This is a genomic window from Sphingopyxis sp. GW821-FHT10B01, assembly GCF_059415685.1.
The window spans coordinates 212459-238346 of record NZ_JBWKNS010000003.1 but is presented as its reverse complement, the minus strand read 5'-3'; the positions used below and the strand labels follow the sequence as shown (position 1 = coordinate 238346).

At 65.0% G+C, this 25888-nt stretch carries 30 protein-coding genes; 11 read left to right on the top strand and 19 right to left on the bottom strand.

Features of this window, described 5'->3' with window-relative positions; translation table 11 throughout:
* Window positions 1-7: 7 nt before the first annotated feature.
* The 6 genes from AC07NV_RS10120 to AC07NV_RS10095 form a co-directional block, all read right to left on the bottom strand.
* Window positions 8-772 carry an alpha/beta fold hydrolase gene (locus AC07NV_RS10120; RefSeq protein ID WP_495166221.1) on the bottom strand — a complete coding sequence of 255 codons (765 nt, stop codon included), beginning with the start codon at window positions 770-772 and terminating at the stop codon, window positions 8-10.
* 132 nt (window positions 773-904) lie between these two features.
* Window positions 905-1159 (bottom strand): DUF6356 family protein, encoded by a 255-nt coding sequence (locus AC07NV_RS10115; RefSeq protein ID WP_495166220.1) that lies wholly within the window; start codon window positions 1157-1159, stop codon window positions 905-907.
* Between the two features lie 80 nt (window positions 1160-1239).
* On the bottom strand, window positions 1240-1434 hold the full coding sequence (locus AC07NV_RS10110; protein WP_495166219.1) for a helix-turn-helix transcriptional regulator: 195 nt from the start codon (window positions 1432-1434) through the stop codon (window positions 1240-1242).
* Window positions 1431-1853 (bottom strand): hypothetical protein, encoded by a 423-nt coding sequence (locus AC07NV_RS10105; protein ID WP_495166218.1) that lies wholly within the window; start codon window positions 1851-1853, stop codon window positions 1431-1433. The genes AC07NV_RS10110 and AC07NV_RS10105 overlap by 4 nt, the downstream gene beginning before the upstream one ends.
* A 103-nt stretch (window positions 1854-1956) precedes the next feature.
* Window positions 1957-2334, bottom strand: coding sequence for a VOC family protein (locus AC07NV_RS10100; RefSeq protein ID WP_495166217.1), 378 nt, complete (start codon window positions 2332-2334; stop codon window positions 1957-1959).
* Window positions 2331-2753 carry a MerC family mercury resistance protein gene (locus AC07NV_RS10095; protein WP_495166216.1) on the bottom strand — a complete coding sequence of 141 codons (423 nt, stop codon included), beginning with the start codon at window positions 2751-2753 and terminating at the stop codon, window positions 2331-2333. Before AC07NV_RS10095 ends, AC07NV_RS10100 begins: the two co-directional genes overlap by 4 nt.
* A gap of 144 nt (window positions 2754-2897) precedes the next feature.
* On the opposite strand from AC07NV_RS10095, the gene thrS reads away from it, so the two are divergent.
* The 5 genes from thrS (at window position 2898) to AC07NV_RS10070 (ending at window position 8495) form a co-directional block, all read left to right on the top strand.
* Window positions 2898-4901, top strand: coding sequence for a threonine--tRNA ligase (thrS, locus tag AC07NV_RS10090; protein ID WP_495166215.1), 2004 nt, complete (start codon window positions 2898-2900; stop codon window positions 4899-4901).
* Window positions 4898-5761: a metallophosphoesterase gene (locus tag AC07NV_RS10085; RefSeq protein ID WP_495166214.1), complete on the top strand. Its 864-nt coding sequence runs from the start codon at window positions 4898-4900 to the stop codon at window positions 5759-5761. The genes thrS and AC07NV_RS10085 overlap by 4 nt, the downstream gene beginning before the upstream one ends.
* The gene (locus AC07NV_RS10080; protein ID WP_495166213.1) at window positions 5758-6447 is read left to right on the top strand and encodes a helix-turn-helix domain-containing protein; all 690 of its coding nucleotides are present in this window, start codon (window positions 5758-5760) and stop codon (window positions 6445-6447) included. Before AC07NV_RS10085 ends, AC07NV_RS10080 begins: the two co-directional genes overlap by 4 nt.
* Before the next feature lie 9 nt (window positions 6448-6456).
* Complete coding sequence (locus AC07NV_RS10075; RefSeq protein ID WP_495166212.1) at window positions 6457-7611, top strand: hypothetical protein; 1155 nt, start codon at window positions 6457-6459, stop codon at window positions 7609-7611.
* Window positions 7612-7733: 122 nt separating this feature from the next.
* Entirely contained in the window at window positions 7734-8495 is a 762-nt protein-coding gene (locus AC07NV_RS10070) for a sulfite exporter TauE/SafE family protein (RefSeq protein ID WP_495166211.1), read from the top strand.
* 144 nt (window positions 8496-8639) lie between these two features.
* On the opposite strand, the gene AC07NV_RS10065 is transcribed toward AC07NV_RS10070, so the two are convergent.
* Both AC07NV_RS10065 and AC07NV_RS10060 read right to left on the bottom strand, forming a co-directional pair.
* On the bottom strand, window positions 8640-11141 hold the full coding sequence (locus AC07NV_RS10065) for an ABC transporter permease (protein ID WP_495166210.1): 2502 nt from the start codon (window positions 11139-11141) through the stop codon (window positions 8640-8642).
* A gap of 163 nt (window positions 11142-11304) precedes the next feature.
* On the bottom strand, window positions 11305-12006 hold the full coding sequence (locus tag AC07NV_RS10060) for an ABC transporter ATP-binding protein (RefSeq protein WP_495166209.1): 702 nt from the start codon (window positions 12004-12006) through the stop codon (window positions 11305-11307).
* A gap of 16 nt (window positions 12007-12022) precedes the next feature.
* On the opposite strand from AC07NV_RS10060, the gene AC07NV_RS10055 reads away from it, so the two are divergent.
* A complete protein-coding gene (locus tag AC07NV_RS10055) occupies window positions 12023-12736 on the top strand; it encodes an arylesterase (RefSeq protein ID WP_495166208.1) in 714 nt (237 codons plus the stop codon).
* On the opposite strand, the gene AC07NV_RS10050 is transcribed toward AC07NV_RS10055, so the two are convergent.
* The 6 genes from AC07NV_RS10050 to AC07NV_RS10025 all read right to left on the bottom strand — a co-directional run bounded on the left by AC07NV_RS10050 (window position 12733) and on the right by AC07NV_RS10025 (window position 17339).
* Complete coding sequence (locus AC07NV_RS10050; protein WP_495166207.1) at window positions 12733-13056, bottom strand: YnfA family protein; 324 nt, start codon at window positions 13054-13056, stop codon at window positions 12733-12735. The genes AC07NV_RS10055 and AC07NV_RS10050 overlap by 4 nt on opposite strands.
* A gap of 86 nt (window positions 13057-13142) precedes the next feature.
* Window positions 13143-13598, bottom strand: a complete 456-nt coding sequence (locus AC07NV_RS10045) for an outer membrane beta-barrel protein (protein WP_495166206.1) — start codon at window positions 13596-13598, stop codon at window positions 13143-13145.
* Window positions 13599-13836: 238 nt separating this feature from the next.
* Window positions 13837-15084, bottom strand: a complete 1248-nt coding sequence (gene rlmN, locus AC07NV_RS10040; RefSeq protein ID WP_495166205.1) for a 23S rRNA (adenine(2503)-C(2))-methyltransferase RlmN — start codon at window positions 15082-15084, stop codon at window positions 13837-13839.
* A gap of 30 nt (window positions 15085-15114) precedes the next feature.
* Window positions 15115-15921 carry an AraC family transcriptional regulator gene (locus tag AC07NV_RS10035; protein ID WP_495166204.1) on the bottom strand — a complete coding sequence of 269 codons (807 nt, stop codon included), beginning with the start codon at window positions 15919-15921 and terminating at the stop codon, window positions 15115-15117.
* 74 nt (window positions 15922-15995) lie between these two features.
* On the bottom strand, window positions 15996-16316 hold the full coding sequence (locus AC07NV_RS10030) for a hypothetical protein (protein ID WP_495166203.1): 321 nt from the start codon (window positions 16314-16316) through the stop codon (window positions 15996-15998).
* Between the two features lie 279 nt (window positions 16317-16595).
* On the bottom strand, window positions 16596-17339 hold the full coding sequence (locus tag AC07NV_RS10025) for an SDR family oxidoreductase (protein ID WP_495166202.1): 744 nt from the start codon (window positions 17337-17339) through the stop codon (window positions 16596-16598).
* Window positions 17340-17452: 113 nt separating this feature from the next.
* Between AC07NV_RS10025 and AC07NV_RS10020 the strand changes: the two genes are divergently transcribed.
* Both AC07NV_RS10020 and AC07NV_RS10015 read left to right on the top strand, forming a co-directional pair.
* Window positions 17453-17845, top strand: a complete 393-nt coding sequence (locus tag AC07NV_RS10020) for a winged helix-turn-helix transcriptional regulator (RefSeq protein WP_495166201.1) — start codon at window positions 17453-17455, stop codon at window positions 17843-17845.
* 70 nt (window positions 17846-17915) lie between these two features.
* Complete coding sequence (locus AC07NV_RS10015) at window positions 17916-18104, top strand: hypothetical protein (RefSeq protein WP_495166200.1); 189 nt, start codon at window positions 17916-17918, stop codon at window positions 18102-18104.
* Window positions 18105-18253: 149 nt separating this feature from the next.
* Here the strand turns inward: AC07NV_RS10015 and AC07NV_RS10010 are convergent, their stop codons facing one another.
* On the bottom strand, window positions 18254-18583 hold the full coding sequence (locus AC07NV_RS10010; protein ID WP_495166199.1) for a UrcA family protein: 330 nt from the start codon (window positions 18581-18583) through the stop codon (window positions 18254-18256).
* A gap of 152 nt (window positions 18584-18735) precedes the next feature.
* Here AC07NV_RS10010 and AC07NV_RS10005 point away from each other — a divergent pair, with 152 nt between their 5' ends.
* Window positions 18736-19617 carry a LysR family transcriptional regulator gene (locus tag AC07NV_RS10005; RefSeq protein WP_495166198.1) on the top strand — a complete coding sequence of 294 codons (882 nt, stop codon included), beginning with the start codon at window positions 18736-18738 and terminating at the stop codon, window positions 19615-19617.
* 741 nt (window positions 19618-20358) lie between these two features.
* Here AC07NV_RS10005 and AC07NV_RS10000 read toward each other — a convergent pair.
* Window positions 20359-20856: a hypothetical protein gene (locus AC07NV_RS10000; protein ID WP_495166197.1), complete on the bottom strand. Its 498-nt coding sequence runs from the start codon at window positions 20854-20856 to the stop codon at window positions 20359-20361.
* Between the two features lie 170 nt (window positions 20857-21026).
* Between AC07NV_RS10000 and dnaN the strand changes: the two genes are divergently transcribed.
* On the top strand, window positions 21027-22142 hold the full coding sequence (gene dnaN / locus AC07NV_RS09995; RefSeq protein ID WP_495166196.1) for a DNA polymerase III subunit beta: 1116 nt from the start codon (window positions 21027-21029) through the stop codon (window positions 22140-22142).
* A 51-nt stretch (window positions 22143-22193) separates the two neighbouring features.
* Here the strand turns inward: dnaN and AC07NV_RS09990 are convergent, their stop codons facing one another.
* Entirely contained in the window at window positions 22194-23534 is a 1341-nt protein-coding gene (locus AC07NV_RS09990) for a PQQ-dependent sugar dehydrogenase (protein ID WP_495166195.1), read from the bottom strand.
* Window positions 23535-23717: 183 nt separating this feature from the next.
* On the opposite strand from AC07NV_RS09990, the gene AC07NV_RS09985 reads away from it, so the two are divergent.
* On the top strand, window positions 23718-23933 hold the full coding sequence (locus AC07NV_RS09985) for a hypothetical protein (RefSeq protein ID WP_495166194.1): 216 nt from the start codon (window positions 23718-23720) through the stop codon (window positions 23931-23933).
* 3 nt (window positions 23934-23936) lie between these two features.
* Here AC07NV_RS09985 and argC read toward each other — a convergent pair whose 3' ends face one another.
* A complete protein-coding gene (gene argC, locus AC07NV_RS09980) occupies window positions 23937-24854 on the bottom strand; it encodes an N-acetyl-gamma-glutamyl-phosphate reductase (protein WP_495166193.1) in 918 nt (305 codons plus the stop codon).
* Window positions 24855-24858: 4 nt separating this feature from the next.
* On the bottom strand, window positions 24859-25803 hold the full coding sequence (locus tag AC07NV_RS09975; RefSeq protein WP_495166192.1) for a C40 family peptidase: 945 nt from the start codon (window positions 25801-25803) through the stop codon (window positions 24859-24861).
* Window positions 25804-25888: the final 85 nt, after the last annotated feature.

The window sequence follows — 25888 nt, the reverse complement described above, 5'->3', positions numbered from 1 at the left end:
TAATCCTCTAGCTGGACGTCGCGAGCCGCGCGACCGTGTCGACGAGCAGCGCGATATCGGTATCGCGCGACAGGCGGTGGTCGCCGCCCTTGACCAGCGTCACCTGCACATCCGCGCTGGCGAGCGCCGCAGACAGGCGCAGGCTGATCCCGGACGGCACATCGCCATCCTCTTCGCCGTGGAGCAGGCGAACGGGGCAGGTGAGGGGAATTTCGCTGCCGAGCAGGCGGTTCGCTTCACCCGACTGGAAGAAAGCGCGCGTCGTCATATAGGGCTGATCGCTGTACGGCGTCTCTTCGATCAGCGCGCCTTCGGCAAGGATGATCGCCTTTTCGGCATCGCTGAAACCCCAGTCGGTGAAATCGGGCGCCGCGGCGATCCCGACAAGCCCCGCCACCCGGCTTGGTCCGTCGCGCTGGACCAGTGCCAATGCGGTGAGCAGCATCAGCCATCCGCCCATCGACGATCCGGTGATGATCACCGGCCCCTCGGCCTTCGCGTCGATCAGGTCGAGCACATCGCCGCGCCAGTCGAGCAGGGTCTGATCGGCGAACAATCCGTCCGACAATCCGCATCCGGCATAATCGAGCAGCAGGCACGCATGGCCCTCGGCCGCCGCCCAGTCGAACAGCGCGGTCGCCTTGCCTCCCGCCATGTCGGACATATAGCCCGGCAGGAAAACGATCGTCGGGCCAGTGCCGGGTGTATGACGATAGGCGAGCCGCGGGCGGCCCGTGCGGTCGAGATAATCGGGGGGCGCGGGATCAGCCATGAAGCTGTCCAATCAATTCCGTTCGTGTCGAGCGAAGTCGAGACACCCATCGCGCGGGCGCCAAGCCGAGGGGCATCTCGACTTCGCTCGATGTGAACGGTGAATATAGTGCGTGGACGAAACGCACGCGGATCAGATGACCCAGTCGATCGTGCTCATCTGCATCATGGCCTGCCCCTTGGCGCGCCGCTTTTCGACCATGATATGGTTGAGCCGCTGGATCGTGTCGCTGCCCGTGGTGATGCACCAGCCGGGGACGATCGCGTGGATCAGCGCGCAGACCCCGCCATAGATCATCGTGACGCCGAATTTCGACGCGACGCCGAAATGCTCGACGTAATTCTCATCGACGCTCTTCGGGTGGTCGACGAACAGGCGCTTGAACATGGGGAAGGCTCCTTTCCGGCTGGCCGTCGCCGTAGCGGGAGAGGCTCTCTGCCGCAAGGGTGGCGCGCCGATCCGTCCGATTATCCCTCGCGCAGGAATATGTCTTCGATCGGCAGGCCAAAGACGTCGGCGATGCGAAAGGCGAGCGGCAGCGACGGGTCATATTTCCCTGTTTCGATCGCATTGACCGACTGGCGCGACACCTGCAAATGATCGGCAAGATCGCTCTGGCTCCAGTCGCGTTCGGCACGCAGCACCTTCAGGCGGTTTTTCACGCTTGGGTGCCGATCGCGCCTATCGTGATCCGGTTATAAACCGCACCCAGCCCGAGGCCGATAAACCAGAAAAAGGCTGCGCCGAAGCCGCCGTTCCCGGCCGGCACGAGGCCGTAATTCTGCAGAAACTCCCAGATTGTCATCACCATCAGGCAAAAGCCCGTAGCGAACAGGCACTGCCGGACGTGCAGCATCCGGATGAATTCATCGCTCTCTTCGACCAGCAGGCGCATCACGGCCCAGAACACGCCGATGATCGGCAGCGCCGGCGCGATCGCCAGCGCGTAGGCTGGAAGCCCTGCAATCTCGCTATGCCGGAAGGTCCAGCCCGCGGCAAAGATCAGGAGGGCATAGAGGCTCATCAGCACCGCGAGGCGGATCGTGTAGCGTCGGATAGCGGGGCTCTTATAGGTCGACATGTCAAGGGTGCTCCATAAAATGACAAGCACAATTTACCTATCTGCTCGCAATTTGTCAAGGAAGCTATGCATAACGACAAGCTTCCCATTCAAAGGAGGGCGCTCAACCCACCAGCCGGCTCGGCCAGCCGATGCGCACCAGCGTCTCGTCGGGGTCCGACAGTGCGAACTCATACATGCCCCACGGCTTGTGCGTCGGCGCCTTCTCGCGTTCGAGAATATCGTCGCGTACTCGCTCCGCCAGTTCTGTGACGCGTTCGGTATAGAGGTACAGGCCGAAGGGATTTTGCCCCGGCACCAGCCACCCCTCGGGCGACTCGTTCGTCAGATGCAATTGCCAGCCTTTACCGTCTTCGAGCAACCGATAGCTGCCATGATCGCTGACGACCGACAGGCCGAGCTTTTCATAGAAAGCGGTACTGGCGTCGAGGTCGGTGCAGGGCAGGATCGCGGCGATGCTGTGGGGCGGGGCGTCGGTCATGCCCCCAGCTTATGCCCGCCGCCGCGGTGACGCCAGCGCCAGTTGACGAGGTGCGCGGCGGCGAGGGTGAGCGCGCCGGCCGATGTCAGCAACCTGTCTGCGGCCTCGGGGCCGGCAACCGCGAACCAGCCTTCGTGCGCCGCGAGACCTGTCGCTAGTAAGCCAAGCCCGACGACCGCGAGCAGGCCCGGCGTCAGGCGCCGATGCCGCCGCCACCCATCGCGCATCGCGATCGCCGCCGCGGGCAAGGCGAGCAGCAGGATCGCCGCATGAACCCCCTCGGGCAGCACGATCCAGCGGCTGAGCGCCGGGGCGAGCAGAAGGAGCAGCGGCAGCGCGAGGCAATGGATCAGGCAGGTGAACGACAGGGCAATCCCCGTCAGGTCGGCAAGGCGCGGGCGCGCGGCGGGGAGGCACATGGGGTTTCTTTCGCGGGAGGGCGTGCTCGCGAGATAAGGATACATTGTATCATTACAAGGCTTGTTGTGAATCGGCCCCTTGCCGCCCATATCGCATGCTGGCAAAGGGGCGCGGCAATTTTGCCCAGAAAGGCTGTATTTTCGATGTCCGAAATGATCCGTGTCACCCTTCCCGATGGCTCTGCCCGTGAAGTCGTGCGCGGCACTACCGCGCTGCAGATCGCGGCGGACATCGGACCCGGCCTCGCCAAGGCCGCGCTCGCCGCGAAGATCGACGGCGAGCTGCGCGACATCATGCGCCCGCTCGAGGAAGACACGAACCTGTCGCTGGTGACGAGCCGCGACGAGGCCGACGCGCTCGAACTCTTCCGCCACGACTATGCGCATGTGCTGGCCGAAGCGGTGCAGAACCTGTTTCCGGGCACGCAGATCACCTTCGGCCCGTCGACGGGCGACGGCTTCTATTACGACTTCGCGCCGACCGCCGAGCATGGCCCGTTCCGCGACGACGAACTTCCGCTGATCGAGGAGGAGATGCGCCGCATCATCGCCGCCGATCTGCCGCTGACGCGCGAAGTGTGGGAGCGCGACAAGCTGATCGCCAAATGGGCGGCCGAGGGCGAGAGCTTCAAGGCCGAATGGGCGGTCGAACTGCCAGAGGGCGAGGAACTCACCGTCTATCGCTCGGGCGACGGCTGGATGGACATGTGCCGCGGGCCGCATTTGGCCTCGACGGGCAAGCTCGACCCCGCCGCGTTCAAGCTGACGCGCGTTTCGGGCGCCTATTGGCGCGGCGACCAGAAGAATGCCCAGCTCAGCCGCATTTACGGCACCGGCTGGCTCAACAAGAAGCAGCTCAATGAGCATCTCGTCCGCCTCGAAGAGGCCGCGAAGCGCGACCACCGCAAGATCGGCCGCGAGATGGACCTGTTCCACCTGCAGGAAGAGGCGCACGGCAGCGTCTTCTGGCACCCGAAGGGTTACCGCATCTACCGCGAGCTCGAGGCCTATATGCGCCGCGCGATCGACGGCTCGGGCTATCAGGAGGTCAAGACCCCGCAGGTGATGGACGCCAAGCAGTGGGAGCAATCGGGTCACTGGGGCAAATATCGCGAGAATATGTTCGTGATCCCCGACGAGGTCCCGAATATCGAAGACGAAGGTCCGATCGTCTCCGACGACGCCGAGTGGATGGCGCTCAAGCCGATGAACTGCCCCGCGCACGTCCTGATCTTCCGTCAGGGCATGAAGTCGTATCGCGACCTGCCGCTGCGCATGGCCGAAATGGGCTGTTGCCACCGCAACGAGCCGCACGGCGCGCTGCACGGCATCATGCGCGTGCGCCAGTTCACACAGGACGACGGCCATATCTTCTGCCGCGAAGACCAGATCGTCGACGAAGTGCGCGATTTCTGCGCGCTGCTCGATCGCGTCTACAAACAGCTCGGCTTCGAGAAATATGCGGTGAAGCTCGCGCTGCGCCCCGACATGCGCTTCGGCACCGAAGAGATGTGGGACAAGGCCGAGGCCGAGCTTCGCGAAGCCGTCGAGCGCGCCGGCATGGCGAACGACGATTATGGCTGGGAAGAACTGCCGGGCGAGGGCGCCTTCTATGCGCCCAAGCTCGAATTCCACCTGACCGACGCGATCGGCCGGACGTGGCAGTGCGGGACGATCCAGTCCGACCGCGTGATGCCCGAGCGCCTCGATGCGTCGTATATCGGCGAGGATGGCGAGCGGCATCGCCCGGTGATGCTCCACCGCGCGATCCTCGGCACGTACGAGCGCTTCATCGGCATATTGATCGAGCATTTCGCCGGCCGCTTCCCGACCTGGCTTGCGCCCGTGCAGGCGGTCGTCGCGACGATCGTCAGCGACGCCGACGCATACGCCAAGGACGCGGTGGCGCAGCTTACCGCGGCGGGCATCCGCGTGGAAAGCGACGTCCGCAACGAGAAGATCAACTACAAGGTCCGCGAACACAGCCTTGCCAAGGTTCCGTATCTGCTGGTCGTAGGCAATCGCGAAGCCGAAGAAGGCACCGTCGCGATCCGCACGCTCGGGCAGGACGGCCAGCGCATCATGCCGCTCGCCGAAGCCATCGCGATGCTGAAGGGTGAGGCGACCCCGCCGGATCTTCGCGATTGATCGCGGCGGAGAAGCGTCGCCCGCGCCGGTGGCTGCGCTGGCTTTCGTTGCTGGCGTTCATCGGCGCGGCGCTTCTCGCCAGGGGCTATTGGAACGCGACGCGCGACCCGCTGATCCGCACCGCGACGGTCGCGGTTGCCGACTGGCCGGTGGGTCAGCCACCGCTGAAGATCCTGTTGTTGTCGGACATTCACGTCGCGGGTCCCGACATGCCGCCCGCGCGGCTGGTGCGGATCGTCGGCGACCTCAACCGGCTGAAGCCTGACCTTGTGCTGATCGCGGGCGACCTCGTCAGCGAAAAGCGCAGCGCGACGCATCTCTACACGGCGGCGGAAGTGGTGGCACCGCTCGGCGGCCTTCGTGCGCCGCTCGGCGTTGTCGTCGCGCCCGGCAATCACGATCATTGGTTCAAACCCGATGCGCTGCGCGGTGAGCTGGAAAGACGCGGACTTCGCGTGCTCCAGAACGAGGCGATCAAGCTCGGCCCGCTCGTCATTGGCGGGGTCGATGACGATTATTCGGGGCACGACGATGTGCTCGCGACGCTCGCCGCGATGGACCGGCTCGGTCCAGGCGTGCCGCTGATCCTGACGCACAGTCCCGATATCGTCCCCGCGGTGAAACCGTCGGTGGCGGCAATTTTCGCCGGCCACACGCATTGTGGCCAGATCCGCTTCCCGTTCATCGGCGCACTCAGCTATGTTTCGCGCTACGGCGACCGCTTTGCCTGCGGCGACATTCGCGACGGCGCCCAGCGCGTGTTCGTCGGCGCGGGGCTCGGGACGAGCCTCCTGCCAATCCGTTTCAACACGCCGCCCGATGCGTGGGTCGTGACATTGGGCCCGGATCCGGCACGATGAACGGCCCGGGCGACATCGGCCGGCATCAAGCGGGCGAATGCCTGCCACGCCATCGCCATGCCGATGGCTATATCGCGCTGGTCCTTGACGGCGGGTATGAGGAGGCGGGCGACGAGGGGCGCTTTGCGGCGCTCCCCGGAACGGTTGTGATACACGGCCGCTGGACGGCGCACCTCGACCGGTTCGGCGCACGTGGCGCGCGCGTGCTCAACCTCCCGGCAATGGGGCAATTGCCTATCGGCGCGGGCAGCCTTTCCGATCCCGACATCGCCGCGCGGCTTGCCGAGCGCGACCCGTTGGCCGCCGCCGAATATGTCTGCGAATATTTCCGGCCCGGCGCTGCGCAGCGCGACGACTGGCCTGACCTGCTCGCCGCCGCGCTGCGTACCGATCCCGACATCGCGCTCGAGCCATGGGCGCGCCGGATGGCGATCAACCCGGCGTCGGTCAGCCGCGGCTTTGCCCGCGCCTATGGCGTCAGTCCCAAGCGCTTCCGGCTGGAGGCACGCACGCGGCGTGCGCTCTTCGCGCTCGACAGCTGGCACGGCAGTTTCGCCGATCTTGCCGCCGATCAGGGGTTTGCCGATCAGGCGCATCTGACGCGGTCGATCACCGCGCTGACCGGCCTTCCGCCAATCCTGCACCGGGCAAAGTCCGTTCAAGCCGGGGGCACCGATCCGCGCTAGACCCGGGTCATGGATCGCCGTCTTTTTCTTGCTGCCGCCTCGCTCGGCACCTTCGCCCTCGCTGCTCCCTCTGTCGCCCTGGCGCAAGGCCCGCGCCCGCCGATGCGCACGCAATGGAAAGTGCGTGGGTCCGAAGGGTTCGACGCGCTCGCCTTTCTCGGGCCGCTAGCCGGGGGAGAGCTCTATCTGCCCTATTACCAGACCGATGCCGACGCCTTCGCGCCGCGCCTTCCGGCCGCGGTTCGCGCCGAGATTCCCGCCTTGTCGCGCGAGGCCAGCGAAGCGGGTTTCGGGCTGCTCGGGCCGGTCTTGTCGCTCATCTTCTCGGGCGGCGACGACACCAGCCTTGCCGCGCTGATCGCTGCGGCCGCGGCGCCCGAGACGCGCCTGCTTCCCGCCTATCGCGCGAGCAGCAACTGGAACGAAAAGGACTGGGGCTGGTTCGCCGGCCATGCCCCGCGCGTCAAGGCGGTACTCGAAGCGATGCAGAACGCCGGTTTCGCTGCGTTCCGTACCGAACGCATAGCGGCGCTCGAAGGCCGCATCGCGCAGCTTCAGGCCGACCTCGGTGCCTATGATGTGATCCGTCTTCACGAAAAGCTGACCGGCCGGACGTTCGACCCCGAAGTCGAGGTGGTTCTGCTGCAATTTTGCAAGCCGCACGGCATCAAGGTGCAGGGCCAGACCTTTTTGCAGGCGGCCGACTGGAACACTGCGATCACCGTGCGCAACGCCGCGCATGAAATGCTCCACCCGCCGGTGCCGATGGACGGCGCCGCCGCAAAGGCGACCCTCGCCATCCTCGCGAAAGACCCGCTGATCCCGCGCGTCGTCAGCGAACATGACCCCAAATGGGGCTATACGACGCTCGACGGCCTGTTGAACGAGGACCTTGCGCAGGCGCTCGATCAGCTGATCGCCGAGGCACTGGGGGTCGCGCGCAATCCCGCCGACCGCTGGCGCAAATCGGACGACGGCATCCATGTCCTCGCAGGTGCTTTTTACGGGATGCTCCGGCAGGACAAATGGATCGACACCGGCGGATCGATCGAAACCTGGCTGGGGCAGGCGGCAAGCACAGGGCGTCTCGCCCCGCAGCGATTGCACAGCATCGCCGCGCAGGTGCTCGAACGGCCGGTCGGCAAACTCTGGCCGCTGACCTGAGCGGCGAGGGCTAGCCGCCCCGGCATTCGTGGGGTATCGGCCGGGCCGACCGATCCGCTGCCGGGGAAACAAGTGCTGCCCTTCCGACCCGCCTTCCGCACGCCAGTTGTGGCGCACGCCGCTTGAACGACCTGTCGCACCTCGTCGGTATCGCTCCGCTGACTTTCGCGGGGGCCGCGGCGATGACCTTTGGCGCCGCCTTCGTGCGCGGCCTCACTGGCTTCGGCATGGCGATCATCCTCGTGCCCTTGCTCGGCCTGATCATGCCGCCGGGCGAGGCGGTGGTGCTCGGCATCTTGCTGCAGCTATTGATCGGTCCGGTCGGTTTCGGGCGGATCGCAGCGGGCGCCGACCGCCGCACTGCGGTGCCGATCGGCCTGCTCGCGATGCTCGCGACGCCGATCGGCATGATCGCGCTGAAGGCGGTAACCCCCGACGTCGCGCGGCTGCTGATCGCGGTGATCGCCATCGCCGCCTTCCTGCTGATCCTGATGCCGCAGCACCCCGACGGCCACCGGCCGGGGCGCGTCTCGATCGGTCTGACCGGGATTGCGTCGGGTATCCTCACCGGCTTTGCCGCGATGCCCGGCCCGCCCGTCGTGCCCTTTTACCTGCGCCAGCGGATCGAACCCGGCGTTGCGCGTGCGTCGATGATGCTCGTCTTTTTCGCCACCGCGATTGCGGGGACGCTCGCCTCGCTCTGGCTTGGCCTTGCGGCGATGAAACTCTTCACCCTGTCGCTGCTGCTCTTCGTGCCCATGGTGATCGGTGACCATGTCGGGACCCGGCTGTTCGGCCGCGTCCCCGTGCCCGTGTGGCGCGGCATTGTCGCCGCCGTGCTCGGCGTCGCCGGGATGTCGGCGCTGCTCCGCCTCCTGACCTAACTTTTACTTCCGTTCGCATCGAGCCCTTCGACTGCCTTGGCAGGCGCTCAGGATAAACTTCGGCCTTCGGCCGAAGTCGAGATGCCCCTCGTTGGTGCACGCCTTCTGGGTGTCTCGACTTCGCTCGACACGAACGGATATGGGTTAGAGGCTGCGCAGCGCCTGTGCCGGCTTTGCCGACAGCAAGGGCCAACTCCCCGCGATCCCGATCAGGAACGACAGCCCCGCGCCGCCCAGCAGCGTGGCGCCGACGATGAACGGGTCGGGCGCAAAGGTGAAGTCGAACAGCTGCGTCACGACATACCACGCGCCCGCAAGCCCCAGCCCAAGCGCGAGCACCGCGAGGATGCCCGCGAGCACCGCATATTCCATACCCTGCGCGCCGAGGATCTGCCCGCGCGTCGCGCCGAGCAGCTTCAGGATCACGCTGTCGTAAACGCGCCGCTCGCGGCTCGCCGCAATTGCACCGATCAGCACCGCGATGCCGGCAAGGATCGCAATGCTCGCCGCCGCCGCAATTGCCTGGCTCATCTGCGTGAGCAAGGTCGTGACCTGCGACACCACATCGCGCACCGCGATCAGCGAGGCCGACGGAAAGGCGCGCGGGATGCTGCGCGATAGCGCGGTTTCGGCCTCGGGGCCAACCGCCACCGTCGCGACCATATTGTGCGGCGCCGCGTCGAAAGTGCCGGGCGAAAAAACGAGCACATAGTTGAGCCCGAAATTGTCCCAATTCACGGTGCGGAACGACGCGACCTTTGCCTGCACCTCGACCCCCAGCACATTGACCGACAGCGTGTCGCCCAGCTTGAGCCCGAGCGACGTCGCGACATCCTGCTCGACGCTGACCAGCGGCGGCCCCTTGTAATCGGCCGCCCACCATTTTCCGCCGACGAGTTCGCTGCCGTTGGGCAGAACGGGGCTGTAGGTCAGCCCACGGTCGCCGCGCAGCACCCATGCCCCTTCGGGCAGTTCGGCAAGCGCGTCGACGCGCTGTCCGGCGAATTCGGTGACGCTGCCGCGCAGCGCGGGGATCATATTGATTTCGGCCTTGGGGTCGGCTCCCGTCACCATCGTCCGGAAACGCGCGGTCTCGGTACGCGGCACGTCGAGCACGAAGAAGCTCGGCGCGCGCTGCGGTACGGTCGAGCGGATTTCGGCGGTGATGCTCGTCTGGATCGCCGCGAGCGTCACGAACAGCGTGAGCCCCAGCCCGAGCGCCACCACGAGCGCGCCCGTCGCGGCACCGGGGCGGTGCAGGTTCGCGAGTGCGAGGCGGAACAGCGGACGTTTCGGCCGCGGCAGGCGGCTCGCGGTACGGCGGACCAGCCAGCCGAGCCCGACGAGGATGAGCAGCAGCCCGATCGCAGCGCCGATGAAACCCAATGCGAACAGCGGCTCGCGCGCGGTGCCGACTGCCAGCGCAATAATCGCGGCCAGCGCCGCGGCGACGGCGATCACCGTCGGCCGGTCGATCCGCGCCGCACCGCTCACCGTCGCGCGGTAAAGGCCCGCAGCGGGAACATGCCGCGTCGCCGCGAGCGGGGGCAGGGCAAAGGCGATCGCGATCAGCAGGCCATAGGCCGCGCTCACCGCGAGCGGCAGCGGATAGATGGCAACGCCGGGTTTGACCGGCAGCACATCGCCCGCAATCGCACCGATGATCGCGGGCGCGAGCGCGCCGACGATCAGCCCCGCGACGATCGACACTGCCGCGACCGCAAGGATCTGAAGCCCGTAAATGCGCGCCACCGTGCCGCTATCGGCGCCGAGCACTTTCAGCGTCGCAAGCCCGGGGCGCTTGCCCGCAAGATAGCTCGCGACGCCGTTGCCGACGCCGATCCCGGCGATCACCAGCGCGGCGAGGCCGACGAGCGACAGGAACTGGCCCATGCGCTCGATGAAGCGCCGCGTTCCCGGCGCGCCGTTGCTGCTGTCGGTGACGTCCCAGCCGGCGTCGGGGAATTCGGTTGTCAGCGCCTTGCCGACCGCTTCGGGGTTCGCGCTGCCCGGCAGGCGGACGCGATATTTGCTCTCGTACAGGCTGCCCGGCTGGATCAACTGCGTCGCGGGCAAGTCGGCCAGCCCGATGATAGCAACCGGGCCGAGCGTGAAGCCCTCGCCCAGACGGTCTGGTTCCTCGGCGATCACGCCGTCGATCAGGAAGCTCGTCTCGCCGAACTTCACGCGTTCGCCGACCTTCAGGCCCAATCGCGAGACGAGGTCCTTGCCGATCCAGATGCCGCCCGGCGGCGGCGGCCCTTTGCGCACGCCGCTCTCCAGCCGCATTATGCCATAGAGCGGATAGGCGCCGTCGACCGCCTTCAGCTCGGACAGCAACGCCTCGCCGTCGGGATCGTTCGCCATCGCGCGCAGCCGCACGGTCGCCGAGGGCGTGCCGACGCGGCGAAAACCGGCCATTTCCGCAGGAGTCGCTTCGCGCTGCGGCAGGCTGAATTCGACGTCGCCGCCGAGGATCGTCTGCCCGCGCACTTCCAGCTCGGACGTGATGCCGCGCGTCAGGCTGCCAATCGCCGCCAGCGTCGCAACCCCAAGGAACAGGCAGATCGCGAGGAGGCGCAGACCACGGATGCGCGCCGCGAGGTCGCGGCGCGCGATCCGCCAAAGCGTGGCGAGCGGCAGCATCAGAGCAAAACCTCCGCCACCCGTTCGTGTCGAGCGAAGTCGAGACACCCATCGGAGCAGCGCAAGGCCGACGGGCATCTCGACTTCGGCCGAAGGCCGAAGTTTATCCTGAGCGCCTGCCAAGGCAGTCGAAGGGCTCGATGCGAACGGAATTGGGGAAAACTCACGCCGCCCGCTCTTCGATTTTCCCGTCGTGCATCACGACGACGCGATCGCAATGCTCGGCGAGTTCGGGGTCGTGGGTGATGATGAGCAGAGTCGCGCCCAGCGCGGCGCGGCGCGCAAAGATCAGTTCGATGATCGCCTGTCCGGTTGCGGTGTCGAGATTGCCCGTTGGCTCGTCGGCAAAGATGATCGCCGGTGAGCCTGCCATCGCGCGCGCAATCGCGACGCGCTGTTGCTCGCCGCCCGACAGCTGCGCGGGATAATGCGTCAGGCGGTGGCCGAGTCCGACGGCTTCGAGTTCGGCAGCCGCGCGCCCGAACGGATCGGCCATGCCCGCCAGTTCCAGCGGCACCGCGACATTTTCCAGCGCCGTCATCGTCGGCAGCAGGTGGAAGGCCTGAAGCACGATGCCGATGCGTCCGCGGCGCGCCCTTGCGAGATCGTCCTCGTCCATCGTGGTGAAATCGAGCCCTGCGACACGAATGCTGCCGCCATTGGCGCGTTCGAGCCCGGCGAGCACCGCCATCAGCGAGCTTTTTCCCGATCCCGACGGCCCGAGCAGCGCGACCGAGGCACCCGCGGGCACTTCCAGGTCGACGCCGCGCAATATTTCGACAGGGGCCTTGTCGCTTCCGAGCGTGAGCGTCACATTATGGGCGGCGATCGCCAGGTCTGGCGAAGGTCGAGGCGCATCGGTCAAGAAGGGACCCTTTGAAATGAGAACGGCCGGATGGCGCTCTTTGTCGATATATGGTTGCGCGATTGCGCTTTGCCAACCGCTTGCCGCGTGCGGATCGGCGGAAAACCCGTCGGCTTCGACCAGTGACAAGGTCGCGGCGAAAGCAGTGCCCGCGATCCCCGCCGACGCGCCGCTCGTCATCGCCTTCGGCGACAGTCTCTACGCCGGCTATCAGCTCGGCCCGAAGGAGGGATTGTCGCCGCAATTGCAGGCTGCGCTCACCGACGACGGCGTCGTCGCGCGCGTCCAGAATGCGGGTGTCTCGGGCGACACCACCGCCGCAGGGCGGCAGCGCCTGACCTATGTGCTCGACAATGCGAAGGCGAAGCCCGCGCTCGTCGTTCTCGGGCTCGGCGGCAACGACATGCTGCGCGGGATCGGCCCCGACCAGACGCGCGCCAATCTCGACGCCATGCTCGCCGAACTGAAAAAGCGCGAGATCCCGGTGCTGCTCACCGGCATGATGGCGGCGCCCAACATGGGCAGCGACTATGCGAAAAAGTTCAACCCCATCTATCCCGAACTCGCGAGCAAATATGAGGTGAGCTTCTACCCGTTTATCCTCGACAATGTCGTCACCGACAAATCGCTGATGCTGAGCGACAATATGCATCCCAATGCGAAGGGGGTGAAGGTCGTGGCAGAGGGATTGGCGCCGCTGGTCGAACAGGCGCTGCCGAACGCGGGCTAGGTCCCGCGCGGGCCGAACAGGATGATTGCTGCGCCGCCGAGGCACACAGCGGCGCCGATCAGATCCCAGCGATCGGGCTTCGCCCCCTCGACTGCCCACAGCCAGATCAGCGCCGACACGATATAGACGCCGCCATAGGCAGCATAAGTGCGTCCGGCATGCTCGGCGTCGACGAGCGTGAGCAAATAGGCGAACAACGCCAGCGACGCCATGCCGGGAGCGATCCACCACACCGGCTTATCCAGCCGCAGCCACGCCCAGAAAGCGAAGCAGCCCGCGATTTCGGCCAGCGCCGCGCCGATATATACCCATGCCGTCACCGGCGCACCGTGGCCGGATGCCGCACAAATGAAAAGGGGCGACCCGCAGGCCGCCCCTCTCTTTTCGTTTTCGCTGGTCCGAAAGATCAGAAAGCGAAGCCGAGGCCGACTGCGAAGGTGTCGAAGTCGCTGAAGTTCTCGATGAACTGGTGGCGATATTCGGCCTTGGCGTACAGGTTCTGGCCCAGCTTGTGCTGATAGCCGGCACCGACATACGGATCGTCGATCTGGCCGAAGGTGTAGCCGGCGTTCACATAGGCCTTGCCGTTGGCGCCAACCTTGGCACCGGCGCGGGCGCCCGACGAGAACTGGACCTTGGCGCCGTCGACGAGGACCTTGTCGCCTGCGATTTCGACACCCGCAAATGCGCTCGAGCCGAGGTTGAAATCATAGCCAGCCGCCGCGCCAAGCGTGGCGTCGTCAAGGCCGCTGCCGGTGACATAACCGCCGCGTACTTCGACGCGGCCTTCACCGTCAGCTGCCATGGCGGGGGTTGCAACGATGGCCGTCAGGAGAGCGGCTGCAACTGCGAATTTCTTCATGTTATTTTCCTTCTGCTTTTTATCGGCCACGCCCTTTGGGTCGCGGTCCACGCCGTAAATGGCGATTGCGGCTGTCGCTGCAATGAATGGATCGTTCAGAATGTGACAATTTTCTTACCTGTGTTATTTTTACCACACAGTATAGAATAGCTATGCATCCGCAATCCCGCCAGATTGGCGGGTAAGTGCGGCTATTTGTCGATGACGGGCGGCCGGTCGAGCGGCGCGATGCCGCGTTTTAGCCGAGCGCGGCCTGTTTTTCCTCGGCGATGCGGTCGAGTTCGGCGCGCGTCGGCTTGGTCGCCGCGCTCTTCAATTGCCCGCACGCGGCCATGATGTCGCGCCCGCGCGGGGTGCGCACCGGCGCCGAAATCCCGGCCTTGAAAATCAGGTTGCTGAACGCGCGCACCCGCTCGGGGGTCGAACATTCGTACATTGCGCCGGGCCAGGGGTTGAAGGGGATCAGATTGACCTTTGCGTGCAGGCCATATTCGCGGATCAGCCGGACGAGCTCGCGCGCGTCGTCGTCGCTGTCATTCTTGTCCTTCAACATCACATATTCGAAGGTGATGCGCCGCGAATTGCCGGCACCTGGATAATCGGCGCACGCTTTCAGCAATTCCTCGATACCATATTTGCGGTTGAGCGGGACGATCTCGTCGCGGATTTCCTTCGACACCGCGTGGAGCGAGACCGCGAGGTTGACGCCAATCTCTTCGCCCGCGCGCGCCATCATCGGCACGACGCCGCTGGTCGACAGCGTGATCCGGCGCCGCGACAGCGCAAGGCCGTCGCCGTCCATAACGATCTTGAGCGCGCCCTTGACCTCGTCGAAATTATACAGCGGCTCGCCCATGCCCATCATCACGATGTTGGTCAGGATGCGGCCGTCGGCGGTGTAGTTGCCGCCTTCATCTTCGTCATCGCCGTCCTCGGGATCGGGGCCGAAGCCCGCCATCGTGCCCTTGGGCCATTCGCCGAGTTCGTCGCGCGCCAGCATCACCTGCCCGACGATCTCGCCTGCGGCGAGATTGCGGACGAGGCGCATCGTGCCGGTGTGGCAGAAACGGCAGTTGAGCGTGCAGCCGACCTGGCTCGACACGCACAAGGTTCCCCGATCGGCGTCGGGGATGAAGACCATTTCATATTCCTGGCCGTCGGCGGCGGCGAGCAGCCATTTGCGCGTGCCGTCGCTCGACACCTGCGCCTCGCGCACCGTCGGGCGGCCGATGATGAAGCGGTCGGTCAGCCACGGGCGCATCGTCTTGGCGATATCGGTCATCGCCTCGAAATCGGTGACGCCGCGGTGATACATCCAGTGCCAGATCTGCTTGGCGCGCAGCTTCGCGCCCTTGGTGTCGAGCCCCGCCTCGACCAGCACCCCGCCGATCGCGTCGCGCGTCAGCCCGACAAGGTCGATGCGGTTGCCGCCGCGCAAGGGAACGGTGCCCGTCGTGACGGGGTCGATATGGCCGGGAATCTGCATGATGGCCGGCCATATAGGGGGGAAGGCGTGTCAGCGCAACGCAAAGCCCGCGCCTCCGGCGAAAGCCGCCGCGCGTTCCGCCACAAACTGCCCGGGTGGCGCGCCCGTCGCCTTGCGGAACATCATCGCAAATCCCCCTGTGGTGTCATAGCCCAAGTCAAATGCGACAGCTTGTATCGATTGGCCGGCGCCCAAACGTTGCACGGCCAGAACCACATGCATCCGCCGGCGCCATTGCCCGATGCTCAGCCCGGTCTCCGACTGAAAGAGCCGCGTCATACTGCGTTCGCTCATGCCGATCCGGTGTGCCCATTCGGCCAGCCGTGTCAGTTCGGAGGGGCATGTCAGCAGATGGTCTGCGATCAGGCGCAACCGGTGATCGCGTGGCATGGGCAGGCAAAATTCCGCGAGCGGAGCAGCGATCAGTTCGTCGAGCAGCACGGCCATCAATCGCGCTTCGGCGCTATTTTCAGGATATTCGATTGCTATGGTCGCCGCGCGCTCCAGCAATGCCTGCATCAGCGGTGAAACCGCCAGGGCAGAGCAGGCGGTCGGCAGGCCGGGCGCTGCATCTGGTTCGACGAGGAGGGCAAAGCCGTGCGTCGAGCCAGACCCATGCGCCTTGTGAGGCATCCCGCCGGGAATCCATAGCGCGCGTTGCGGCGGCACGGCCCAGATACCCGCCGCCGTTTCCATCGTGACGACACCGGCTGTTGTAAATAATAGCTGCGCCTTGCGATGCGCATGGTCCGATACCTGCCAGATGCCGGACGCCGTTCTGAACTCTGTCACGACCGTTGCGCGATCGATCCGGTCGAGATGTCTCGAATCGGGCAAGGCCGTAACCTGTCCCGCCGGCGCACCCGATCGATGCAGGCCTCGATCCTGCCTGCGGAAGGAAGGGGTGCCCGCTATCGCCATCGATCGGGAAGCATCAGGTTAGCGACGGCCTGCGCCTCGTCGTCGCTGGAGACCATGAGCATGGGGTACCCCCAGAATTTTTCGAATATCCCCGCGAAATCATTACCGGCGGCGCGCTTCTCTTCATTCGGTTCGATATAGATCAGCGCCTTGACCAGACGCTTCACCGCGCTGCGATTTTTCTTGATCCAGAGCGCCGCGCGTTTGCGACCGGCGATGTCATCGTCCGAACCATCTTCGAAATCCCCGCCTTCACCGAGAAAAACAAAATCCTCCCGCAACATCAGCAATCGCGAGAATTGCGCCAGCATATCGTCGATCGCCTCTCCTGTGCGGGCGAAATTCATCCGGACAAGTGGAAATCCGCGAGCGTCGATCTGCATCGTCCAATCCTTCTGCTCTTGATAGGCATTCCTTATACCATTCAAAAGCAGTAGCTTAGGTGGCTGCTTGTGTCATTTCACCGACCGGCCAAAAGATAGGCGAATCCGGCCATCGACATGCATATCCGGGTCAGAAAGACGGGCGCGCTTTTGCCAGTGGCGGCGAGAAAAGGACGCTCCGTCTTTTTGGGCGCGCGCGCGCGAACGTTACAGCGACGCCAGCATCGCCAACACCTGCGGCACCGACCCGTTCGCTTCGGCATTGCGCAGCGGCAGGACATTCTGCACCAATATTTCCTCGGGTGTCGGCTCCACCGCGAATAGCGCCATCACCTCGTCGGCGAAGTCGCCCAGCGGCATATAGCCTTCGCGTGTCGATTGCCCGGGGGTCAGGTCGGTCCGCACTGCGGGCGGGGCGAGTTCGATTACCTCGACCTTGCCCGCGAGCTGGATGCGCAGCGCGACCGAGTAGCTGTGGATCGCCGCTTTCGTGGCCGAATAGGTCGGCGCCTTGGGAAAGGGCACGAACGCCAGCCCCGACGTCACATTGACGATCGCACTGTCCGCTTGCGCTGCCAGATGATCGACGAGCGCGTCGATCAGCCGGATCGGCCCGAGGATGTTGGTCACGACCGTCGCCTCCGCCTGCGCCAGGTCGCGCTTCGCGCTCGCATCTTCGGCGTTCATGATGCCGGCATTGTTGACCAGCACATTGAGGCCCGGAAATTTTGCGACGATCTCCTTCGCAAAGGCGGCGATCGCTCCGGCATCGGTAACGTCGAGCGACACCGCCGACATGTTCGGCCGTCCCGCGATGGCCGCTGCGAGTTTCTCGGTACTGCGTCCGGTGACGATGACGCTGTTGCCCGCGTCGTGCCAGCGCTGCGCGAGCGCAAGGCCGATGCCCGAACCCCCGCCGGTGACGAGGATGGTGTTGCCTATGGTCTTCATGATGGCCTCCTTGAGGGGTGGTGAGAAGGCCAAAATATCCCTATACTCTCCAAAAGAAAGTAGACACCCAAAAGTGCCATAGTTACCCAAAAGAGAGATTTGGATTTTCCGCCATGCCCGCACCCGAAAAAATCGCCTTTGATCCACATGCGCCGGTCGACCCGCGCGTCGAAACGCTCGTCAACGAACTCATCGGCCGAGTCGCCGACAAATGGACCTTACTCGTTCTCGAGGCGTTGGAGGATCACGGAACCTGCCGCTTCACCATATTGTCGCGGCGGGTTCCCGGCATCAGCCAGAAGATGCTGACGCAGACGCTGCGCCAGATGGAACGCGACGGCCTTGTGGTGCGCACGGTGTACCCGGTCGTCCCGCCAAAGGTCGAATATTGCCTCACCGACCTGGGGCACAGTCTGGGCGAAGCCTTTTGCGGCGTATGGGTCTGGGCCGAAGCCAATCTGGAAAAGGTGGCGAGGGCGCGGATGGCGTTCGACGCGCGCGGGTGAGGCCGAGCCGCTTTTGCGGCAGCGAGTTTCGACCGCTTGCGAAAATTGGCGGGGAAGGCGACAATGCCCCATGAGCAGCGATCATTGGACCTATGCCGAATGGGAAGACAACACGGTCGAGAAGATCGTGACTATGGGACTATCGGCGCCTGAAGATCATCGTGCGGATTACCTCCGCGTCCAGATTAGAGCGGCGGTTCGGCAGGCCCTGCGTCACGGACGGTCTGGCCGCTCGGACGATGAGCCGGTTGCCTCCTGAACGTCCGCGTTTCGTCCCAAGCCGTCGCTTCGTCACGAAAGGAGCTTCCGACCTTCGGGCGGCAATCAATCCAAATAGCAAGCCGGGACCATGATCGTGCCCGAATCATGGCCCCGGCTTTGACGGGCCCTGCAACTTGGGTCCGCCGGTCAGTTGCGGATCGAGCTGACCTGGATCAGCTGGTCGCGCGACGCGCTGGCGACCACCAGATCGGCCTGCGCCGACGCGACGATCCGCGTATCGCGGCGGCATTGCCGCACGTCATTCTTGCCCGCGAGATCGAATTCCGGAGCGGTGCCGCACACTTCGACGACCGCGCGCCAGATGCGGCGGTCGAGCGCCTTGGTGCCGGCGGCAGTCCGAAGGTCGAGGTCTTTGTGCGCCACCGCGACGCTCGGGTTCGCAGGGGCAGTTTGCGCCGATACGGGCTGGCCGATCGATACGGCAGCGAGGGCGGCGAGGATCAGAAGCTTTTGCATCTTGAGTCTCCATCGGCCGGCTGAAGAGGAGGGGAGGAAGCCGGTGGAGAACCAGATAATCGATCGCCCCCGGCAAAAGGAGCAACGATGTTGCGCGACCATTCTGCAAAATTGCAGAATGCGGCAAAGACCAATATGACCCACAAGACATCATGTACGACTGGAACGACCTTAAAGCCTTTCTGGCGGTGGCGGAAACGGGGAGCACCTTGTCCGCTGCGCAATCGATGCGCGTCAGCCAGACGACTGTCGCGCGCCGCATCGCCGCGCTCGAGGATGCGACGGGCGTCATCCTGTTCGAGCGGCGGCAGGCGGGTTATGCGCTGACCCCGGTGGGCGAGGCGATGCTGGCGAGCGCGCTTGCGGTGCGCGACGCCGCCGACCGCTTTGGCGAGGCCGCGGGCGCGCGGTCGCGCGACGCCGGCGGCACCGTCAGCCTGACGACGATGGAAATTTTCGCGGTGACGATCCTGCCGCCGATCCTGCGCGATCTGCGCGCTGCGCATCCGGGGATCCATATCCATCTCGACACCGCCGACGAGCCGCGCGACCTGGCGGCGGGCGCGGCGGACATCGCGATCCGCAGCAGCAAGCAGCCGAGCGGCGCGGGCCTCGTCGGGCGGCGCATCGCCGACAATCCGTGGACCGTCTATTGCAGCCGGGAATATGCCGATCTGCACGGCATCCCGCACACCCGCGAAGAACTGGCGAGCCATCCGTTTATCGGAGGTGGTGGCGGCGTTTGGGAGCCTTATCAGGCGTGGCTAAGGCAATATCGGCTCGAGGATTCGGTGGTGATGAAATATGACACTGGAACCGGCCTGCTCGCGGGGGTGCGCTCGGGCATGGGTCTCACCATCCTTCCGGCGTTCATCGCCGACCGCGAACCCGATCTGGTCCGCTGCATCCCGCCGAAGACCGAGGACACGACGGGCTTGTGGCTGCTGACCCATGAACGGCTGCGCCATGTGCCGCGGGTACGCCTCGTCCTCGATTTCCTCGCCGCCGGACTGACGAAGCTCGCGCGCGGCTGAAAGATATATCGCACAAAGATACAAGGACGGTGGCGCCATGATGCGTCATCTGCGCCTCTGCGCGAACTAAATATCGTCGCCCCCGCGAAGGCGGGGCCGCGGTCGGCTTGTCACGAGGGCGCGGCATCAGGCTGCCAGCGGCCCCGCCTTCGCGGAGGCGACGGTTTTGTTTCTTCTTCTTGGTGGCTTTGTGTCTTCGTGCGAAACAAAATTCTTCACCGTTTATCGGCGTCAGAAATCGCTGTCCTACAATATTCCGCCGATTTAACCTGTCGAGTGATGGCGTACGACACAGCTTTCCTCCCAACCACCACAGACGCTCTTCCGCAGCCGTCTACGCGCGCGATGAAAAGCGATTCCAGTGTGAAGTTGCGCAGTTTTCCGCGGCTGAGCGTAAATCGCCCTTCTCGTCACCCCGGGCATGATCCGGGGCCTGCCCGTTCTTGTGGGGTGCATGCCGTCAAAAAAGGCGGGCCCCGGGTCAGGCCCGGGGTGACGGACGGGGCAATACAGCGCGCAAAGCTGTTGTTTCAGTGTGAAGTTGCCTTGTTTTCTGCCGTTTCAGCAAGGGCGTCTCCTCCCTCTTTTCGTCATCCCGGACTTGATCCGGGATCCCGCTTCTCACCGTCGCCCAGCTGGCCCCCGGATCAAGTGCGGGATGACGAAGGAGTGGTCCGGGAGAGTGAAAAACGCGATTTCAGTGTGAAGTTACGCAGAAAACCGCCACTTCTCCAAAGCGTCTTACCGCAGCTTCGCGCACCCCAGTGCCGCCGCGTCGATCGCCGTTGCGGCGCCGCGCAAGCGATAGGTGTCGGCAATCGCGCCGCCGGTCGCGGTGCCGCTCTCGGCGCTCATGCTCGGTGCCGACCGCATCGCGGCGACGATCGCAGCGTCCATCCGCGCATCGCTTGCCCAGCCATGCGCGCCGTTGCCGGTCAGGATGAAGCGGCGGCTGCCGATCGTCAGGCGCAGTTCGCGGCCCGGCGCCCGCGCTTTCGACAGGCGGACATAGAATTGGCCGCGGATGCGCGACTTTGGCCACGTTCCGATGCTGGCATAGGCCTTTACCTGCGGCGTGCCGATCGTCGCGGACGGTGCGGCGAGGGCGTAGCAGCGGGGTGTGGCGGGATCGCGGAAGGCCCCCCAACCATCGAAAATACCGAGCGCGGCCGGCGCGGCCGCGAATGCCGCAGCGGGCGCAGCCGCCAGCATCAGGAAAAAGGGAGCCCACCGCCGCATGCGCTCTCGTTCGCGCGATTGGGGATGCTTTGCAAGCATGGCTTGCACGCGTCGCCCCGTGCGTTAAGGAAGGTGGACATTTTCAGGGGCCAGAATCGGGGTGCGAATCGCCTCCGATGGTCTGTCCCCAAGGGACTTTTCCCGCGAAACACAGGGATGGCGGATTTAGAATGAAAGCGACGATCGAACGCGCAGTTTTGTTGAAGAGCCTCGGCCACGTCCAGTCGGTGGTCGAACGGCGTAACACGATCCCGATCCTCTCGAACGTCCTGATCGAAGCCGATGCGTCGGGCCAGCTGAAGCTGATGGCGACCGACCTCGATTTGCAGGTTGTCGAAACGATCGCAGCCAAGGTCGAAACGGCGGGTACGACGACCGTGTCGGCGCACACCCTCTTCGAAATCGCGCGCAAGCTGCCCGAGGGTGCCGAGGTCAGCCTCGCCGCTGCCGAGGGCAAGATGCAGGTCAAGGCCGGCCGCTCGAACTTCAACCTCCCGACGCTGCCGCGCGACGATTTCCCGGTGATTGCCGAGGGTGAGCTGCCGACCAATTTCGAACTGCCGGTCGCCGAACTGATCCAGATCATCGACAAGACGCGCTTTGCGATCTCGACCGAGGAAACGCGCTATTATCTCAACGGCATCTTCCTGCATGTCGCCGAGGATGCGTCGGGTCCGGTGCTCAAGGCCGCGGCGACCGACGGCCACCGCCTCGCGCGCTACACCGTCACGCGTCCCGAGGGCGCCGCGTCGATGCCCGACGTCATCGTGCCGCGTAAATGCGTTACCGAAATCCGCAAGCTGCTCGACGAGGCCGAAGGCAATGTCGAAATCAGCCTGTCGGCGAGCAAAATCCGCTTCCAGCTCGGCAACGCGATCCTGACCTCGAAGCTGATCGACGGGACCTTCCCCGACTATAGCCGCGTCATCCCGACCGCGAACGACAAGCTGCTCAAGGTCGATCCGAAGAGCCTGTACCAGGGCGTCGACCGTGTTTCGACGATCGCCAGCGAAAAGACCCGCGCGGTCAAGGTCGGCCTCGACAAGGATCGCATCACCTTGTCGGTGACCAGCCCCGAGAACGGCACCGCGGCCGAAGAAGTCGCGGCTTCCTATGACAGCGACGCGATGGAGATCGGCTTCAACGCCCGCTATCTCAGCGACATCCTCGGCCAGGTCGACGGCGATACGGTCGAACTGCACTTGGCCGATGCCAACGCCCCGACGCTGATCCGCGAAAGCGAAAAGAGCCCGGCGCTCTACGTGCTGATGCCGATGCGGGTGTAACGACCCGCTCCGGTTAAAAGGAAAAAGGCCCCGCGATTGCGGGGCCTTTTCTTATCCGGCCTTCGCGACCCGCCAGATCACCCCGCCGGTGTCGTCGGCGACCAGCGCGCTGCCATCCTTCGCGACCTTCACATCGGCCGGCCGGCCGCGCGTCGTCTTGCCATCCTTGGCGAGGAACTGGTCGAGCAATGTGACCGGCAGGGCATCGACGGGCTTGCCGCCCGCTCCGAACTTGACGAACACGACGCTGTAGCCCGCGACCGGCTCGCGGTTCCACGATCCGTGCAGCGCGATCAGCGCGCCGTTCGCCCAACGTTCGCCGAGATTGAGGCCCTGCGTGAAGGTGAAGCCCAACGGCGCCGTGTGCGCGCCCAACCCATAGTCGGGGCGCTTGACATATTGCCGGCGATCCTCGGCCTCGGGCTCGACGCGCGGATCGATGTAGCCGCCCCAATAATACCAGGGCCAGCCATAGAAATCGCCTTCGTCGATGTCGGTCAGATAGTCGGGGACGAGGTCGCTGCCGAGCATGTCGCGCTCGTTGACCACGGTCCACAGCTGATCGCTGCCGGGGTAGAAGCCGAGGCCGACAGGATTGCGGATGCCAGCCGCGAAGGTGCGGACATATTTCTGTTCGGGCCGCACCTCAAGCACGCTGGCGCGGCGAACCTCGTTGCCCATGCCCTTTTCGCCGATGTTCGAATCTGCGCCGACGCCAATATAAAGCCAGCCGTTCGGCGCGGCGGCGAGGCTTTTCGTCCAGTGGCGGTTGGTGCCCTTGGCGGGCAGGTCGACGATCTTCGTAGCCTTGCCGCTCATCTTCGTCTCGCCCGCCACATAGGGGAAAGCGAGCAGGGCATCGGTGTTGGCGACATAGAGCGTGCTGCCGACCAGCACCATGCCATAGGGCGAGTTGAGCCCCGTGATATAGGCGGTTTTGATCTCGGCCTTGCCGTCGCCATCGGCATCGCGGAGCAGCGAGATGCGGTTGGCGGAGACGCCGCCTGCGCCGGCCTTGCCCATCAGGCTGCCCATGATCTTGTTCTCGACACCGGAGGTGTCGCGCGGCGGACTTTGCGCCTCGGCGACGAGCACATCGCCATTGGGCAGCACGAGCATGTTGCGCGGATGATCGAGGCCCTCGGCAAAGCGGGCCACGGACAGGCCCTGCGCGGCGCGCGGGGCCTGTCCGGCGGGCCAGCTTGTCGCCTCGGGGACGTTCATCGTCGGGAAGGTCTCGGTCTTTTGCGACGCCATCACCGGCACCCGGCCGCTGAGTTCAGCGGTCGAGAAGCGCGCCACATCGGGGCGCGACATGATGTAGAGGGTGATGCCGCCGACAATCAGGAGCAGCAACAGGGCGAGGGCGACATATTTCAGGATCTTGCGCATGACGCCTGTCTACACGGGCAAAGCACGGCGTCAAAGGGGCGAAATGCGCGAGCCGTACCCTTCCGGAGGGTTAACCGACAAGGGATTGCGATTAACCTTACCCGATTGTTTATCACGGTTGGGAACGGCGCGGTGAGGGGACAGGTCTAGGAGATGGGCTCTACGTAACGGACCGGGAATTTCATGGATCTGCCAGCCCCTTTTCTCACCGATCGCGCCGCGGTCGAGGACGCCCATGCGCTGATCAGCATACATGGTGAAGAAGCCGGTTTTGCGGCAGCGGCGCGCGCCGAGCAGTATCGCGTGCTCGGCAATCACGTCCATTTCGCCCGTTGGCGCCAGATCGAGCGGCTGATCACCTATTTATCGGTCGAGGATATCCTCGACACGGTGCACTAGACCTTAGAGCCGCAGGCCCGCAGTTTCGGGCAATCCCGCCATGATGTTCAGATTCTGGACGCACGCGCCGCTAGCGCCTTTGCCCAGATTGTCGAGCCGCGCGACGAGGCGCAGTTGGCGTCCGGCGGGATCGGAAAAGAGCATCAGCTCCATCCGATCCGTCGCTTCGTCCGCCTGGCTTAGCAGCAATTCGCTCTCGTCCCCGCGGCGGACTGACACCAGCGGCGATCCCTCGAAATGCGCTGCCAGCGTGTCGAGAACGGCATCTGCGGTCGGCGTGTCGAAGCTCAGCGGCACCTCGACCAGCATTCCGCGATAGACGGGGACGACCGCGGGAGCGAACAGAGGCGGATAGGACAGGCCCGCACCTTGCTGCATCTCGGGCACATGTTTGTGGTTCAGCGACAGCCCATAGCTGCGAAAGCCGATATCGGACTGGGCCTCGAACCGGGCGATCAGTTCCTTGCCGCCGCCCGAATAGCCTGACACGGCATTGACGCTGAGCCGCGCGTCGTTCGGCACGATGCCTGCGGTAACCAGCGGCGCGATGAGCGCGAGGAAGCCTGTCGGATAGCAGCCGGGGTTGCTGACCCGCGTCGAACCCGCAATTGCGCTGCGCTGAGCCGCGTTCAATTCGGGGAAACCATAGGCCCAGTCGGGTGCGACGCGGTGTGCTGTCGACGCGTCGATTACCTTTGTGCGATCGTTGCGGATCATCGCGACGGCTTCGATCGCTGCGGCATCGGGCAGGCAGAGGATAACGAAATCGGCATCGTTCAGCGCCTCGGCACGCCGCTGCGCGTCCTTGCGTTCGGCGTCGGGCAAACCGATCAGCGCAAACTCGCTCCGCCCGGCAAGCCGCTCGGCGATTTCCAGACCCGTCGTTCCCGCCGCGCCGTCGATGAAGACCTTCTTTGTCATGATTTTATCGCAGTCGTTTGTAGCCGGTGACCGGCATGTCATGTCCCTTCGCCGCCGAACGTGCGATGACGTCGGCGAGCGGTTCGCTGTTCACCGCCATCCATCGTCGACTGGCGTGGAGGATGGTCCGATCGTCGGCCATGATACCGACATGTCCTGGAAAGAAGACGAGGTCGCCGCGCGCGAGTTGCGCCGGATCGACATCCTTGTCGGAACCCAGTGAGGCAAGTTGCAGATCGCTGTCGCGCGGCAACTGGATACCTGCGGCACTCCAGACAAGCTGGACGAGGCCCGAACAATCGATGCCTTTCGCTGTGCGGCCGCCCCAGACATAAGGTGTACCGATCATCTGCTCGGCCAGTTCGGCGGGGTCGTCGTCCCGCGTGCCAACCTCGACGAGCGACGCAAGCGGCAGATAGCCATGCGACGTCGCGAGCCATTCGCCTTCGGGCTCGCCCATCACCAGCGCGCCGCGCGGCAGGACGGCGGGACCGCCGCTTGTTGCATCGGGTTCGCTGTGGAGCATCGCTTCGATCATCTCGACGCGGTGCGTCGGGGCGATCGGCGCGCCTAGCGCCTCGGCGGCGAGATAGCCGACATAATGGTCGGCTAGGCAATAGCCCCACGCCCAGCCGCCGGTGAGGTCGAGCAGGGCAAAACCTTCGCCGAACAGCAATTCGCTTGTCTGGTCGGCATCGACCGAGGGGGACGCGCGCAACGATGCGGCTGGCAGGACCCCGCTGCGCATCATCGGCGCGGCATAATGTGGAGCGAAATACTGGCCCGCAGCCGCAATATCCGCCAGATCGGGGCGGATCGCGACGACGCGCGGATCGAACGCCTGCGACGTACCGGTCAAGCCGAAGCGATCGCGGCCCGCGCCGACGGCGCCAGGGCGCCCCATGCGCACGCGATTAGCCGCTGAATTATCGCCACTTTCTGCTGTCACTTGCCGTCCTGTAAAAACCCACGGTCCGCGCGCCGCGGACAATCGAGCGCCATTAGACCAGCGGGCCCCGCTTTATCAAGAATGT

Coding starts and splice junctions, on each gene's coding strand:
- AC07NV_RS10120 (WP_495166221.1), bottom strand. CDS start 772: ATGGCTGATCCCGCGCCCCCCGATTATCTCGACCGCACGGGCCGCCCG.
- AC07NV_RS10115 (WP_495166220.1), bottom strand. CDS start 1,159: ATGTTCAAGCGCCTGTTCGTCGACCACCCGAAGAGCGTCGATGAGAAT.
- AC07NV_RS10105 (WP_495166218.1), bottom strand. CDS start 1,853: ATGTCGACCTATAAGAGCCCCGCTATCCGACGCTACACGATCCGCCTC.
- AC07NV_RS10100 (WP_495166217.1), bottom strand. CDS start 2,334: ATGACCGACGCCCCGCCCCACAGCATCGCCGCGATCCTGCCCTGCACC.
- AC07NV_RS10095 (WP_495166216.1), bottom strand. CDS start 2,753: ATGTGCCTCCCCGCCGCGCGCCCGCGCCTTGCCGACCTGACGGGGATT.
- thrS (WP_495166215.1), top strand. CDS start 2,898: ATGTCCGAAATGATCCGTGTCACCCTTCCCGATGGCTCTGCCCGTGAA.
- AC07NV_RS10080 (WP_495166213.1), top strand. CDS start 5,758: ATGAACGGCCCGGGCGACATCGGCCGGCATCAAGCGGGCGAATGCCTG.
- AC07NV_RS10075 (WP_495166212.1), top strand. CDS start 6,457: ATGGATCGCCGTCTTTTTCTTGCTGCCGCCTCGCTCGGCACCTTCGCC.
- AC07NV_RS10065 (WP_495166210.1), bottom strand. CDS start 11,141: ATGCTGCCGCTCGCCACGCTTTGGCGGATCGCGCGCCGCGACCTCGCG.
- AC07NV_RS10055 (WP_495166208.1), top strand. CDS start 12,023: ATGAGAACGGCCGGATGGCGCTCTTTGTCGATATATGGTTGCGCGATT.
- AC07NV_RS10045 (WP_495166206.1), bottom strand. CDS start 13,598: ATGAAGAAATTCGCAGTTGCAGCCGCTCTCCTGACGGCCATCGTTGCA.
- rlmN (WP_495166205.1), bottom strand. CDS start 15,084: ATGCAGATTCCCGGCCATATCGACCCCGTCACGACGGGCACCGTTCCC.
- AC07NV_RS10030 (WP_495166203.1), bottom strand. CDS start 16,316: ATGCTGGCGCAATTCTCGCGATTGCTGATGTTGCGGGAGGATTTTGTT.
- AC07NV_RS10025 (WP_495166202.1), bottom strand. CDS start 17,339: ATGAAGACCATAGGCAACACCATCCTCGTCACCGGCGGGGGTTCGGGC.
- AC07NV_RS10020 (WP_495166201.1), top strand. CDS start 17,453: ATGCCCGCACCCGAAAAAATCGCCTTTGATCCACATGCGCCGGTCGAC.
- AC07NV_RS10015 (WP_495166200.1), top strand. CDS start 17,916: ATGAGCAGCGATCATTGGACCTATGCCGAATGGGAAGACAACACGGTC.
- AC07NV_RS10010 (WP_495166199.1), bottom strand. CDS start 18,583: ATGCAAAAGCTTCTGATCCTCGCCGCCCTCGCTGCCGTATCGATCGGC.
- AC07NV_RS10005 (WP_495166198.1), top strand. CDS start 18,736: ATGTACGACTGGAACGACCTTAAAGCCTTTCTGGCGGTGGCGGAAACG.
- AC07NV_RS10000 (WP_495166197.1), bottom strand. CDS start 20,856: ATGCGGCGGTGGGCTCCCTTTTTCCTGATGCTGGCGGCTGCGCCCGCT.
- dnaN (WP_495166196.1), top strand. CDS start 21,027: ATGAAAGCGACGATCGAACGCGCAGTTTTGTTGAAGAGCCTCGGCCAC.
- AC07NV_RS09990 (WP_495166195.1), bottom strand. CDS start 23,534: ATGCGCAAGATCCTGAAATATGTCGCCCTCGCCCTGTTGCTGCTCCTG.
- AC07NV_RS09985 (WP_495166194.1), top strand. CDS start 23,718: ATGGATCTGCCAGCCCCTTTTCTCACCGATCGCGCCGCGGTCGAGGAC.
- argC (WP_495166193.1), bottom strand. CDS start 24,854: ATGACAAAGAAGGTCTTCATCGACGGCGCGGCGGGAACGACGGGTCTG.